This window comes from Collinsella aerofaciens (assembly GCF_041537385.1).
In the GTDB taxonomy this organism is placed as follows: Bacteria; Actinomycetota; Coriobacteriia; order Coriobacteriales; family Coriobacteriaceae; genus Collinsella; species Collinsella aerofaciens_BV.
Genome location: NZ_JBGORS010000002.1, coordinates 18,030 through 30,944, shown reverse-complemented (window position 1 = coordinate 30,944; position 12,915 = coordinate 18,030). Strand labels below are relative to the sequence as shown.

At 60.7% G+C, this 12,915-nt stretch carries 12 protein-coding genes; 8 read left to right on the top strand and 4 right to left on the bottom strand.

The window, feature by feature from the left end:
• Positions 1 to 6: 6 nt before the first annotated feature.
• Together ACEG18_RS03605 and ACEG18_RS03600 are read right to left on the bottom strand one after the other, a co-directional pair.
• Entirely contained in the window at positions 7 to 1,050 is a 1,044-nt protein-coding gene (locus ACEG18_RS03605) for a hypothetical protein (protein ID WP_372541270.1), read from the bottom strand.
• Positions 1,050 to 2,126: a tetratricopeptide repeat protein gene (locus ACEG18_RS03600; RefSeq protein WP_099432707.1), complete on the bottom strand. Its 1,077-nt coding sequence runs from the start codon at positions 2,124 to 2,126 to the stop codon at positions 1,050 to 1,052. Before ACEG18_RS03600 ends, ACEG18_RS03605 begins: the two co-directional genes overlap by 1 nt.
• 500 nt (positions 2,127 to 2,626) lie before the next feature.
• Here ACEG18_RS03600 and ACEG18_RS03595 point away from each other — a divergent pair, with 500 nt between their 5' ends.
• From ACEG18_RS03595 to ACEG18_RS03570, 6 genes are all read left to right on the top strand, one after another.
• The gene (locus ACEG18_RS03595) at positions 2,627 to 3,850 is read left to right on the top strand and encodes an iron-containing alcohol dehydrogenase (protein WP_055251037.1); all 1,224 of its coding nucleotides are present in this window, start codon (positions 2,627 to 2,629) and stop codon (positions 3,848 to 3,850) included.
• Positions 3,851 to 3,934: 84 nt separating this feature from the next.
• Positions 3,935 to 5,035 carry a glycerol dehydrogenase gene (locus ACEG18_RS03590; protein ID WP_152078432.1) on the top strand — a complete coding sequence of 367 codons (1,101 nt, stop codon included), beginning with the start codon at positions 3,935 to 3,937 and terminating at the stop codon, positions 5,033 to 5,035.
• 113 nt (positions 5,036 to 5,148) lie between these two features.
• Positions 5,149 to 6,216, top strand: coding sequence for a glycerol dehydrogenase (locus tag ACEG18_RS03585; RefSeq protein ID WP_118270536.1), 1,068 nt, complete (start codon positions 5,149 to 5,151; stop codon positions 6,214 to 6,216).
• A 151-nt stretch (positions 6,217 to 6,367) separates the two neighbouring features.
• Positions 6,368 to 7,621: a 4Fe-4S binding protein gene (locus ACEG18_RS03580; RefSeq protein WP_372541269.1), complete on the top strand. Its 1,254-nt coding sequence runs from the start codon at positions 6,368 to 6,370 to the stop codon at positions 7,619 to 7,621.
• 114 nt (positions 7,622 to 7,735) lie between these two features.
• Positions 7,736 to 8,812: a redox-regulated ATPase YchF gene (gene ychF / locus ACEG18_RS03575; RefSeq protein ID WP_118095113.1), complete on the top strand. Its 1,077-nt coding sequence runs from the start codon at positions 7,736 to 7,738 to the stop codon at positions 8,810 to 8,812.
• An 11-nt stretch (positions 8,813 to 8,823) separates the two neighbouring features.
• The gene (locus ACEG18_RS03570; protein ID WP_118384797.1) at positions 8,824 to 9,207 is read left to right on the top strand and encodes a DUF1648 domain-containing protein; all 384 of its coding nucleotides are present in this window, start codon (positions 8,824 to 8,826) and stop codon (positions 9,205 to 9,207) included.
• Positions 9,208 to 9,216: 9 nt separating this feature from the next.
• On the opposite strand, the gene ACEG18_RS03565 is transcribed toward ACEG18_RS03570, so the two are convergent.
• Complete coding sequence (locus tag ACEG18_RS03565) at positions 9,217 to 9,606, bottom strand: hypothetical protein (RefSeq protein ID WP_372541268.1); 390 nt, start codon at positions 9,604 to 9,606, stop codon at positions 9,217 to 9,219.
• Between the two features lie 76 nt (positions 9,607 to 9,682).
• Between ACEG18_RS03565 and ACEG18_RS03560 the strand changes: the two genes are divergently transcribed.
• The gene (locus ACEG18_RS03560; protein ID WP_035136926.1) at positions 9,683 to 9,901 is read left to right on the top strand and encodes a helix-turn-helix domain-containing protein; all 219 of its coding nucleotides are present in this window, start codon (positions 9,683 to 9,685) and stop codon (positions 9,899 to 9,901) included.
• Between the two features lie 22 nt (positions 9,902 to 9,923).
• Here the strand turns inward: ACEG18_RS03560 and ACEG18_RS03555 are convergent, their stop codons facing one another.
• Positions 9,924 to 10,937 carry an asparaginase gene (locus ACEG18_RS03555; protein ID WP_372541267.1) on the bottom strand — a complete coding sequence of 338 codons (1,014 nt, stop codon included), beginning with the start codon at positions 10,935 to 10,937 and terminating at the stop codon, positions 9,924 to 9,926.
• Between the two features lie 268 nt (positions 10,938 to 11,205).
• On the opposite strand from ACEG18_RS03555, the gene guaA reads away from it, so the two are divergent.
• Complete coding sequence (guaA, locus tag ACEG18_RS03550) at positions 11,206 to 12,804, top strand: glutamine-hydrolyzing GMP synthase (RefSeq protein WP_035136929.1); 1,599 nt, start codon at positions 11,206 to 11,208, stop codon at positions 12,802 to 12,804.
• The last annotated feature ends 111 nt before the right edge of the window (positions 12,805 to 12,915 follow it).

Below are 12,915 nucleotides of genomic sequence, written 5' to 3'. Positions count from 1 at the left end.
GCGTCGCTAAAAGCCGTAGCGGCGCGCAAATTCCTGGGCAAGCTGCGATACATCTTCGCAGGCGTTGGCCCAGGGGGCAAAGTCGGGGGTGTCCGAGATAATGCCGTCGGCTTCCCAAACCGCCTGGTGCGAGAGGTCCCAGGGGTCGCGCGGCTCGGGCCGGCAGGGAAGATACGGCGTCTGGTACATGGGGTTCAGCAAGAAGAACGCGCCGCCCTCGCAACGGTTAGCGAACTCACGCAGCGCGCGCGTCGCCGGGCGCATCTTGTTTGTTTTGAACAGCAGAATCGTGCGGGCGAGCAGGTACCAAGGAGAGTTTTCGAGTGCGTCTGCCCCCATCTGTTCCTCGAGCTGATGCGCTAGGGCAAAAAAGCCGTCCTGGTCTTCCAAGCGGGCGAGGGCAAGCAGCACGGTGCCGGCGGCCCGAGTGGGATAGCCTTCTGCTTTAAGGACGCGGCGGGCGTAGTTGGCAGCAGCGCGGTAGCGAGCGCTCGCCATGCACAGCTGCGAGATGGCCTCGAGCGTGTGGAGCCACCCGATAAGGGCCGGCTCGCTCACGGTAAGATCCGCTGCGGTGACACCGTCGGCCAAAACATTATTGGCCCAGTAGTGCGGGGCCTCCATATCAAACCCGGGAACGCTCTGTTGCAGGTAGTCGGCCGTGCTCGTCTCGAGCTTCATCAGGTCGCCCAGGCAGGCGTCGACGGGCGTGTCCGCTAGGATGATGGCGAGCAGCTGGGCATCGACGGCCAGCGCATCGATGCGGACGATCTTGAGCAGTTCATCACGCATATCGTCGAACAGGCGGTTGCGCGTCTGCTCGAACTCCTCGTCGCTGCCCATGTCCTCAATGCGATGGAGCTCGTCGAGCAGGTGGCGATGAACACCGGCATAGGACAGCAGCGCCTGGGCATGCTCGGACTGCGCGTACTTGTGAGGATTCGCACTGATGTCGTTATGGACAAGCTCGCGTGCTGCATCGGTGAGCTCGGGGTGCGACGCCAGATAGGTGCGCTCCAAGTAGGCGGGGATGTAGACGCTCGGATCCATTAGAGGTCCCCTCCCTTAAATGGAAGCCCCTGCTCGGCTGCGCGCAGGATGCGCTCGTCGATCTGGGAGCGCACGATGTCGTTGGTGGCGACCCAGGCGGCAAAGCTGGCGTTGTCGGGCGCGCCCAGGCCCTCCTGCAGTACCGGCGTCGCCTCGGAGAGTGCAAGGACGAGCTCGTCGGTGGAGCCTGCACCCACGTTGACGCGGGCATAGACGCCATCGGGAAACTCGGTTTGGAAGTAGAGCGCCTCGGCTGCGTGCGGGCACGAGCGCGCAAGGATGCGCAGGTAGTGCTCGGCGCCCTCGTAGTCCAGCTCGCGCCAGGCAGCGCTCATCAGCGCGATGAGCGTCCACGGGTCCAAGTCACGCTCCGCATCTTTGGGGCGGCGGCGCAGCGGGGTATTCGCGAGATAGGGTACGGAGTGGGCAGAGCGAAATCGCTTGAGCTCCTCGGCGGGGTATTCGAGCTTTGCCATGGCGAGCATCGCGGTGTGGCGGACACCAGCGGGGTCGTTGGGCGCAAAGTCCAAGCTGCGATTCGCGGCTTCGAGCGACATGCGGTAGCGGCCGCTAATGAGCGCGCGCGATGCCAAGGCGGCAAGCCAGCGCAGGTAGGGGCGGCGGGTCAGGTCGCCTGCGGCCTCGCGCTCGTAGGGGTCCTGCGCCGAGGCGATCTTGAGTGCCAGGTCGTGCTCCACCTCGTCGCACTTGGACACCAGATACTGCACGTATTCCTCGTTGGAGCTGGCGGTGAGGGCGGTCAGCATGCGCTGAGCGTCCCAGTTGGCCGGATCGAGCGCGGCTGCCTCGCGGAGCATGTTCTCGGCAGCTGCCTCTTCTTGCTCTGCTTGGGTATCGTCAGGGATAAAGGGAATGCGGTAGTCGACGGCCTCGACCACCTTGGCAATGAGGTGCCCGGCGCGGTCGCGGTCGTGCACGATGAGCGGTGCGGGGTTGCGGGTGAATTGTTCCATCAGACGCTCTACGGCGGCAGCGTCGGTGAGCGGGATGTTGTCGCGGCGCAAGGCCTCAAGAACGAGGCGATGGCAATCCTCTTGAATGGGATCGAATGCCATGGAGCCTCCTTTGCTGCGGTTAGGGTTCAAATATCTCTATATAAGGTTCTAGTTTACCCGCATGTGGCACACCGGGGGTGCCGCACTTGGACTTGCACCTTTGCACCACGAAGACGGATGTCGCACAAATGTCGGCACCTTGGACGGCCGAGTGGTATCACGGTGCCGCAAACGGTCGATTTTTGGCGGCGAACGGTGCATATTTTGGAGGGGCACCGTCCTGCCCGGGATATGTAGTCAACCTTGATAAAACGTTTGCCCAGCTTGGGAGTATGAATGCCGCACAAGGGTCTTCAGGGATAGAAAAAACGTTTCATCATTGGCGGCTTTAGGTGAATAACTGACCAACCAGAACGGTAAAATAATGTTTGTCTGAGCGTTGAGACGTTTAGACATCGCGCATTGTCATCGCCGGCAACGCGCAAACCGGTCCTAACGGAGCCAATTGGGTGCTCCGTTATATACGCAAGTCTAAGAGGGGCTTGTTTAGGAGGCACAGTATGGGACGTTTTACCAATCCTCGCGATCTGTACTTTGGTGAGGGCGCTCGCCACGAGGTGAAGAACCTCAAGGGCAAGAAGGCCATCATCGTTTCTGGCGGCAGCTCTATGCGCCGTGGCGGGTTCCTGCAGGACGTTGAGGCCGACCTCAAAGAGGGCGGTTTCGAGGTCAAGCTGTTCGAGGGCGTCGAGTCCGACCCGTCCATCGAGACGGTCATGAAGGGCGCCGAGGCCATGCGCGAGTTCGAGCCCGACTGGATTATCGCCATCGGCGGCGGCTCGCCCATCGATGCCGCTAAGGCCATGTGGGTCTTCTACGAGTATCCCGAGGAGTCCTTCGACAACATCATCCAGCCGTTCAGCTTCCCCGAGCTGCGTCAGAAGGCTCATTTCTGCGCTATCTCCTCTACCTCCGGTACCGCTACCGAGGTCACCGCGTTCTCCGTCATTACCGACTACGCCAAGGGCATCAAGTACCCGCTGGCCGACTTCAACATCACCCCTGATGTCGCCATCGTCGACCCCGAGCTCACCTACACCATGCCCGCCAAGCTGTGCGCTCACACTGGCATGGATGCTCTGACCCACTGCATGGAGGCCTACGTTTCCACCTTCGCCTCTATGTTCACCGACGCCAACGCTCTGCACGGCATCCGCGAGATCGTCGAGTGGCTGCCCAAGTCCTATGCTGGCGACCATGAGGCCCGTCAGCACATGCACGAGGCTCAGTGCATCGCCGGCATCGCCTTCTCCTCGGGCCTGCTTGGCATCGTTCACTCCATGGCTCACAAGACCGGTGCTGCCTTCGAGAACGGCCACATCATCCACGGTGCCGCTAACGCCATGTACCTGGGCAAGGTCATCCAGTGGAATTCCAAGGATCCCCGTGCTGCCGAGCGTTACGCTTACGTGGCCAAGGAGATCCTGCACCTTCCCGGCGAGACCAACGAGGAGCTCATCGCTGCGCTCGTCCAGAAGATCCGCGACCTCAACGACCAGCTCAACATCCCGCAGTCCATCAAGGATTACGCAAATGGTGGCGTGAAGGTCGACGCCGAGAACCCGCAGATGGTTTCCGAGGAGGAGTTCCTCGCCAAGCTGCCCGAGATCGCCGCGAACGCCGAGCAGGACGCCTGCACGCCCGAGAACCCGCGTGAGACCAAGGCTGCCGACTTCGAGAAGATCCTCAAGGCCTGCTACTACGACACCGACATCGATTTCTAATCGACTCTTGTTATCGTAACGAGGGGCTCCGCACGTATCTGTACGGAGCCCCTTTCTTTTTTTCTTTTAGAGAATGGGATAGTTATGGCTGCAATTTTCAATAGCCCCAGCAAGTACATCCAGGGTCCGGACGAGCTCGCCAAGCTCGGCTCCTATGTCGAGCCGCTCGGCGCTAAGGCCCTCGTCATCGTGACGCCTTCGGGCAAGAAGCGCGTCGGTGCCAAGATCGAGGGCGGCTTTGCCGAGGCTAAGGCCGAGCTGCTGTTTGAGGACTTTAACGGCGAGTGCTCCAAGGGCGAGGTCGATCGCCTGGTTGCGCTCGCTCGCGACAACGGTTGCGACATCATCGTCGGCGTCGGTGGCGGCAAGATCCTCGACACCGCGAAGGCCGTCGCCTATTACCTGGAGTCTCCGGTTATCATTTGCCCCACCATCGCTTCGACCGATGCACCGTGCTCGGCACTTTCGGTGCTCTACACCGACGACGGCCAGTTCGACAAGTACCTCTTCCTTAAGGCAAACCCCAATATCGTCCTTATGGATACGACGGTTATCGCGGCGAGCCCGGTGCGCCTGACGGTTTCCGGTATGGGCGATGCGCTCGCAACCTATTTCGAGGCCCAGGCGACGCATGATGCCGACGGTGGCACCTGCGCTGGCGGCAAGGGCGGCATGGCCGGTCTGGCGCTCGCCAAGCTCTGCTACGAGACGCTTATGGCCGATGGCGTCAAGGCCAAGGTCGCGCTGGAGAAGGGTGCGCTCACGCCTGCCGTTGAGCACATCATTGAGGCCAACACGCTGCTTTCGGGCATTGGCTTTGAGAGCTCGGGCCTTGCTGCTGCTCATGCCATCCACAATGGCCTGACGATGCTGCCCGAGTGCCACGGCATGTATCACGGCGAGAAGGTCGCCTTTGGCACCATCGTCCAGCTGGTACTCGAGGATGCTCCGACTGAGAAACTCGAGGAAGTCTTGGGCTTCTGCATTGAGCTGGGCCTGCCGGTCACGATGAAGGAACTTGGCGTTGCCGAGGTTACGCGCGAGCAGGCCATGATTGTTGCCGAGGCCGCCTGCGCACCCGATGACACCATGTGCAACATGCCGTTTGAGGTGACGCCCGAGATGGTCGCAAACGCCATCCTGGGTGCCGACGCGCTGGGCCACTACTATCTCATGGATGAGTAAATCAAGCTAAGTAAGGGGCAAAACCAACAGATGGTTTTGCCCCTTTTTGCTATGGTGCAAAGGGGTCAGGTTACTTTGCACCAATCGTTGTTTGATGAAGGGCGGATTCTCGTATGGCGCTTCCTATGGTTTATGGCGGTCCCGGCCGGTATGTTCAGGGGCCGGGCGAACTTTCGCGTCAGGGCAGGTATTTGTCATGGTTGGGCTGCGCTGCCTATGTCTTGTTTGACCAGGGCACCGAGGATCGGCTGTGCAGGCAGATCGTCGATGGATTTCTGGACGAAGATCTAAGCGAGCCGTTCTTTAAGATTTATAACGGTCCGTGTACGGAAGAGGCCGTTGTCGGAATGGCTCAGGAAGCCCAGGCCGAGTACTGCGACATGGTGGTGGGCATTGGCGGCGGCAAGATGCTCGATATCGCCAAGGCCGTTGCGTTTTATGCCGAGCTGCCGTTGTGTGTATGCCCCACGGCGGCTTCGATGGACGGCCCGTGCAGTGCGATTTCGGTGCTGTATCACGAGGATGGGTCGTTCGACCGCTACTTGATACTCGACAAAAATCCCGATCTGGTCGTGGTTGATACCAACGTGGTTGCGGCAGCACCACTGCGGATGACGGTCGCTGGTATGGGCGACGCACTGGCAACGTACTTCGAGGCGCGTTCGTGTGCCGCGGCGCACGGCGCTAACGAGCACGGTGGCGCGCCGGGGCACTTGGCCTTGGTTACGGCTCGTGCCTGCTATGACACGCTCATGGAGTGCGGCGTCGCTGCCAAGCGCGATCTCAAAAAGGGCCGTATATCGCCTGCGGTTGAGCGTCTGATCGAGTGCAATATTCTGCTTTCGGGTGTTGGCTTTGAGAGTGGCGGCCTGGCGTTGGCACATGCCATCGCCAACGGTCTGACGATTCTGCTCGAGTGCAAGGCCATGCATGGTGAGGCCGTGGCATTTGGTCTGGTGGTGCAGCTGCGCCTGGAGCGTGCGCCCGAGCTTGATCAGGTGCTCGAGTTTTGCCAGCGCGTTGGTCTGCCGACGACGCTCGAGGAGCTGGGCCTTGGCGAGATTTCCGATGCCGACCTGATGAGCGTTGCGGATGCGGCCTTTAGAAACGAACGCAATATGGCCAACGAGCAGGCCAAGGTGACCAAACAAAAGCTCGTGCAGCTCATGCGCGAGGCATAGTTTGGCGCTTGATCGACCTTGTGCAATCGAGGCGGCGATAGGCCATGGGCTATTTGCCTCAAAGGTGCTCCGCGTGTAATTTGCCCGAGGCGTGGGCCGATAGCGTATCATTATCTCTTGCTTGTTTGCACTGCTCAGGGAGGGGCCGCGCATGGCGCAGGAACACGATCTGTTTGATGACATTATCGAGATCAGCAAGGGTTTCGACTTTCTTAAAAACCCGCTTGGCGGCGTGACCGACGCGCTCGATCCGTCAGCGCCGCAGTGGAATCCTGCCGACTATAAGGAGCGTCCGCGCGGCAACACCATTCCGTGCTTGACCTGCAAAAACGAGAAGAGCGGCTGCACCGCGTGCATGGACGTGTGCCCGGTCAACGCTATCGAGGTCGAGGAAGACGCCATCGAGATCCTCGACTCCTGTCGCAAGTGCGGTCTGTGCGCCGCTGCCTGTCCGACTGAGGCGATTATTTCTCCGCGCCTGGCGCCCAAAAACCTATATGACGATATCGTCTCTGCTGCTACGAGCCACGAGACCGCCTACGTCACCTGCACGCGCGCCCTCAAGCGCATGCCGCGCGAGAACGAGGTCGTCGTCGCCTGCGTGGGCGATATTACGGCCGAGACCTGGTTCTCGGTGCTGGCCGACTATCCCAACGTGAGCGTGTACCTGCCGCTGGGCGTGTGCGATAAGTGCCGCAACACCGGTGGCGAGGATATTCTGGGCGAGGCCATCGCCACTGCCGAGGAGTGGGCCGGTACGGGCATGGGCCTGGAGATCGACCCCAAGAGCCTCAAATGTCATAAGCGCCGCGAGTACGAGCGCAAGGAGTACATGGATAAGATTGCCCGCACCACGGGCCTTACCGTGACCAAGCTCAACCCGGCGACGGCGGCGCTGGCCTCGGTGACGCAGAAGCTCAAGGCTCATCGCCATCAGATTACCCAGCTGGAGCGCACGCTCAATACCATGTGCGGCACCACGACGACCAAGCGTCGCCGTACGCTTACGCACGGGCGCCAGCTGGTACTCTCGACGCTGCAAAACCATCCCGAGCTTGCCCAGAACATGCAGGTGAGCACGCCGGAATGCGATTTTGACAAGTGCACGTCGTGCGGCGAGTGCGTCAACGTGTGCCCCACGTTTGCCTGCGATCTGGTGGGAAGCGGGCGCTTTGCGTTGGAGTCCACGTATTGTTTGGGCTGCGGTGCCTGTGTCAAGGTGTGCCCTGAGCATGCGCTCAAGTTGGTTGAGCACGACGCGTCCAATCTGGTCGTCGTCGATCCCGAAGCCGAGGAAAAGGCCGCCCAGAAGGCGAAGGCCCACGAAGAAGCCCAGAAGGTCAAGGCCGAGGCAAAGGCCAAGCTCGATAAGATGCTTGACCAAGTGGAGAAGCTCGCGGACTAGCCAGCGACCCCCATCTCTGCTTCATTCGTGCCGCCGTGGCGTCCGGGTTCGCCCAGATGCTGCGGCGGCGCTATACTTATGCAGTTTGAAATGCTTGTACCAAAAGGAGCTGTCGTGTCCCTTTCCATCGGTATCGTGGGCCTGCCCAACGTAGGCAAGTCGACGCTGTTCACCGCGCTTACCAAAAAGACCGGCCTTGCCGCCAACTATCCGTTCGCCACGATCGACCCCAACGTGGGTATCGTCGACGTGCCCGATAGCCGCCTGCAAAAGCTCGCCGACATCGTTAACCCGGGTCGCATTGTGCCGGCGACGGTCGAGTTCGTCGACATCGCAGGTTTGGTGAAGGGCGCCAACGAGGGCGAGGGCTTGGGCAACCAGTTCCTGGCCAACATTCGCGAGACCGACGCCATCTGCGAGGTCGTGCGCTACTTTAAGGATCCCAACGTCATGCGTGAGGTGGGCCGCACGGGCGAGTTCGTCGATCCTGCCGGCGATGCCGATACCATCATGACCGAGCTCATCTTGGCCGACATGGGCACGCTCGAGAAGCAGCTGCCCAAGCTCGAGAAAGAGGCCAAGCGCGACAAGGAGCTCATGCCCAAGTTCGAGGTGGCCAAGCGCCTGCTCGACTGGCTCAACGAGGGCAAGCGCGCCGCATCCATGGAGATGACCGACGAGGAGCGCGCCGCTGCCAAGGGCCTGTTCCTGCTCACCATGAAGCCCATCCTGTATGTGGCCAACGTAGACGAGGACATGCTCAACGAGGACCTGGCGCCCATCGATGGCGTCAAGCCGCTGCCGATCTGCGCTAAGATCGAGGCCGAGCTTTCCGAGCTCGATCCCGAGGATGCGGCCGACTACCTGGAGAGCTTGGGCCTGGAGCAGCCCGGTCTGGACGTGCTCGCACAGGCAGCCTACAAGCTGCTCGGCCTGCAGTCGTTCTTTACGGCCGGCGAGATGGAGGTCAAGGCCTGGACGGTGCGCCAGGGCGCGACCGCCCCGCAGGCCGCCGGCGTCATCCACACCGACTTTGAGCGCGGCTTTATTAAGGCCGAGGTCATTGGCTATGACGACTACATCGAGCTCGGCGGTGAGCAGGGCGCCAAGGCCGCCGGCAAGCTGCGTATTGAGGGCAAGGACTATGTCATGGCCGATGGCGACGTCGTGCACTTCCGCTTTAACGTGTAAGGACGACGCACATGTTTAAATATGGCAAAAAAGCCGGCTACATGGGTATCGCGCTGCTGGTGCTTGCGGTGCTTCCGCTGGTGGTCGCAGCGTTTGTGATCCCCAACATTGGTCCCGAGGTGGCAACAAAGTTCAATGCCGCCGGCGAGGTGACGCGCTGGGGTAAGAGCTACGAGTTGCTGGCACTGCCGGTGCTCAACCTGCTGCTGAGCGTGGCGACGTACTTTACGGCAGGGCGCCAGGCTAAAAACAATGATGACTCCGCTGCCATGGCGCGCATCGTGTGCGAGCGCTACCTGCGCAACGGTTGCATCACGGGTGTGTTCCTCAACGTGATCAACGTTTACTTTATGTACTCGGCGATTACCGGAACGGGCTTTGGTTTTGGTTTCTAGCTTGTCCTTTTAGGCAACGAGCCTGCAAGCATATTCGATGGCTGCTGCGAGGCCGCCGCTCGATCGTGGTTTAAAGACCATGTCGGCGGCGGCCTCGTTTTCGTATCCGGCGCCGCGAAGGGCGAGTGCGATACCGGCTTCCAGGAGAAGGGGCAGGCCGCGTTGGCTGGTTGCGATTACGGCAGCCTGATTGAGCGAGCAGCTATGCGTTTGGCATTGGATGGCAAGTTCACCTTGCGCCGGGCAAGGGACCAGAACGGCGGCGACGCGACTTGATAGCAATGCAAATGCTGTGCGCTCATCGGGCGAAAGGCATTCGGCTTCAACGACGACGAGCTTGGGCGGTACGCTGTTTGTGCGAAGCGTAGCTCGGTACATGCGGACCGAAGAACCCGACATAGAAAACTCCTGTGTATTCGGCAAAACGTAAACTATAGTTTACGTTTATGTTCGGCTCCATTTCAAACTCGGCTGCATGGACGAACGTGCGAAACAGATTCTTGGCAGGCGGGTCGAAGAGACGCGCAGAGACCTTGGCATCTCCAAGGTTGATTTTTGTGTGGCGACAGGAATCAGCCGACCCTACCTCGACCGAATCGAAGATGGGACGGCAAATTTCACGCTCAAGGTTCTATTTAAGATCGCGCCCGCACTCGGCATGACGGTATCAGAGCTTCTCGAGGGCATCGAATAGGGGATACCCGTCGACAACTGAATTACGCCATCGGGATGCGGTCGTGGTTGACTTGGCTGTAGAACAGGCGCTGGATCTCGGCGGCATCGCGTGACTGGCCGAGGGCCCACATGGTCTTGGCTACGAGCGTCTCGGTGGTCATGTCGTCGCCGCGCAGAATGCCCGGATGATCGGCGTAAGCACGGCCGACCTCATAAACGCCCAGATCGAGGCCCTCTTCGGGGACCTGCGTGGTCATAACGACGGTGCGGCCCGAATCGACCCAGCGGAAAATTGCCTCTTGGAACGACTCGCCCGACTCACCAAACTCGGGGATACCGCCAATGCCAAAGGTCTCAAGGATTACAGCGTCGTAGCTATCGGCAAGGGCGTCGAGGATGCCCGGGTTTACGCCGGGCGTAAGCTTGAGTACAAATACGCGCGGGTCGATGCTGTCGTAGAAACGCACCGGGTTTTCGCCCTGATGCGTGCCGTGAAGCCCGTTGCGCACGATGCGGTCATTGCGGATATAGGCGATGGGCGGATAGTTGACGCTAATGAACGCGTTAAAGCTCATGGTGCGCTGTTTGCGGGCACGCGTGCCGGCAATGGCGACGCCGCCAAACACGATCGAGACGTCGTGCGAGTGCTCGTCGAGCGCATAGAGCAGGCTCTGGTACAGGTTGAGCTTGGCATCGGTAAAGGGATTGCCCATGGGCTTTTGCGAGCCGGTGAGCACGATGGGCTTGGGACTGTCCTGAATCAGATAGGAAAGCGCTGCGGCAGTGTAGCTCATGGTGTCGGTGCCGTGCAGAACCACGAAGCCGTCGTGGTCGGCATAACCCTCGACGATGACGTCGCGGATGCACATCCAGTCACTGGGGCGCATATTGGTGCTGTCGATGTTCATGGGCTGCACGACGTCGAGCTCGCAGAGGCCCGAGATCTCTGGGACGCTCTGGGCGAGCTCCTCACCGGTCAGGGCGGGGGAGAGGCCGTTGCCGTCCTCGGTCGATGCGATGGTGCCGCCCGTGGCGATGAGAAGGATGCGCTTCATGCTGGTATTCCTATCGTATTTGCCGCCACAGGGGCGGAGTCTTTCGGCAGTATTGTGGCACAGGGCGTTCAATGTTCAAACGTATTACATCATCTGTAACGTTTGGTAACACTTCAATTGGAGCTAAATAGGGGCCCAGGTCGTGCGTTTGCCGTGCGCTGATGGCTGCGAGGGACGAGAAACCCCATATAACGTGTACACTATGAAAGTTATTTTCGTTCATTCACGCGGGTGGGCACCGGCTCCCCGCCAACAAGAGGGGGAAACCATGGATCAAAAGGCTTCCGCAAAGGTCCTCGTACTCGACTTTGGTGCGCAGTACGGTCAGCTCATTGCCCGTCGCGTCCGCGACCTCAACGTGTATTCCGAGATTGTCCCCTGCGACATCTCGGCCGACGAGATTCGCGAGATGAACGCCTCTGCGCTCATCCTTTCCGGCGGCCCGGCTTCTGTGTATGCCGAGGACGCTCCGTCCATCGATCCCGCCATCTTTGACCTGGGCCTTCCCGTCCTGGGCTTTTGCTACGGTCATCAGATCACGGCCGTGACGCTCGGCGGCAAGGTCGGCCACTCCGAGGTGGGCGAATACGGCCGTGCCACCATCACGCGCACGGCCGGCGCCAAGCTCTTTAACTCCACGCCCATGGAGCAGACCGTGTGGATGAGCCACCGCGACGCCGTGTCCGAGGTGCCTGAGGGCTTTACCGTTACCGCCAGCACCGACGTGTGCCCGGTTGCTGCCATGGAGTGCGTCGAGCGCAAGATTTTCACCACGCAGTTCCACCCCGAGGTCAAGCACTCCGAGTACGGTCAGCAGCTGCTGAGCAACTTCCTGTTTGAGATCTGCGGCCTGGAGCCCAACTGGAGCATGGACAACCTGGTCGAGACCATGACGGCCGAGTTCCGCGAGAAGGTCGGCGACGACCGCGTGATTCTGGCCTTGTCCGGCGGCGTCGACTCCTCCGTCGTGGCTGCGCTGGGCGCCCGCGCCGTGGGCAAGCAGATGACCTGCGTGTTCATCAACCACGGTCTGCTGCGCAAGGGCGAGCCCGAGCAGGTGGAGGAGGTCTTCACCAAGCAGTTCGATGTCGACTTTATCCACGTTCACGCCGAGGACCGCTATGCCGAGCTCCTGGCTGGCGTGACCGAGCCCGAGGAAAAGCGCCGCATCATCGGTACGCAGTTCTGGAAAGAGTTCTTCGCCGTGGCGCAGCAGCTCGAGACCGATGGCAAGCCGGTCAAGTACCTGGCTCAGGGCACCATCTACCCCGACATCATCGAGTCCGGCGCTCGCAAGACGGGCGGCAAGACGGCCACCATCAAGAGCCACCACAACCTGATCCCGTTCCCCGAGGGCGTGCACTTCGACCTCATTGAGCCGCTCGATCACTTCTTTAAGGACGAGGTTCGCGCGCTTGGTCTGGCGCTTGGCCTGCCGGGTCATATCGTGTTCCGCCAGCCTTTCCCGGGCCCGGGTCTTGCCATCCGCATCATCGGTGCGGTCGACAAGGAGAAGCTCGAGATCCTCAAGAACGCCGACGCTATCGTGCGCGAGGAGCTCGACGCCTACAACCAGCGTCTGTTTGAGCAGACCGGCGAGCGCAACTCCGAGCACAGCTGCTGGCAGTATTTCGCGGTCCTGCCCGACATCAAGTCCGTTGGCGTTATGGGCGACGAGCGCACCTACCAGCGCCCGATCATCCTGCGTGCCGTCGAGTCCAGCGATGCCATGACCGCCGACTGGGCCAAGCTGCCCTACGACGTGCTGGCCCGCATCTCGGGCCGTATCGTTGCCGAGGTTCCCGGCGCCAACCGCGTGTGCTACGACATCACGTCCAAGCCGCCCGCGACGATTGAGTGGGAGTAAGCGATATTCGTTGATTTCAAGCCTCCGAACTGCGACAACAGGTCGGGGGCTTCTTATTTTGCAACCTCTGTGCAACCTTTGCGGTTTCGCGCCCCGTGAACAGGGAACGTA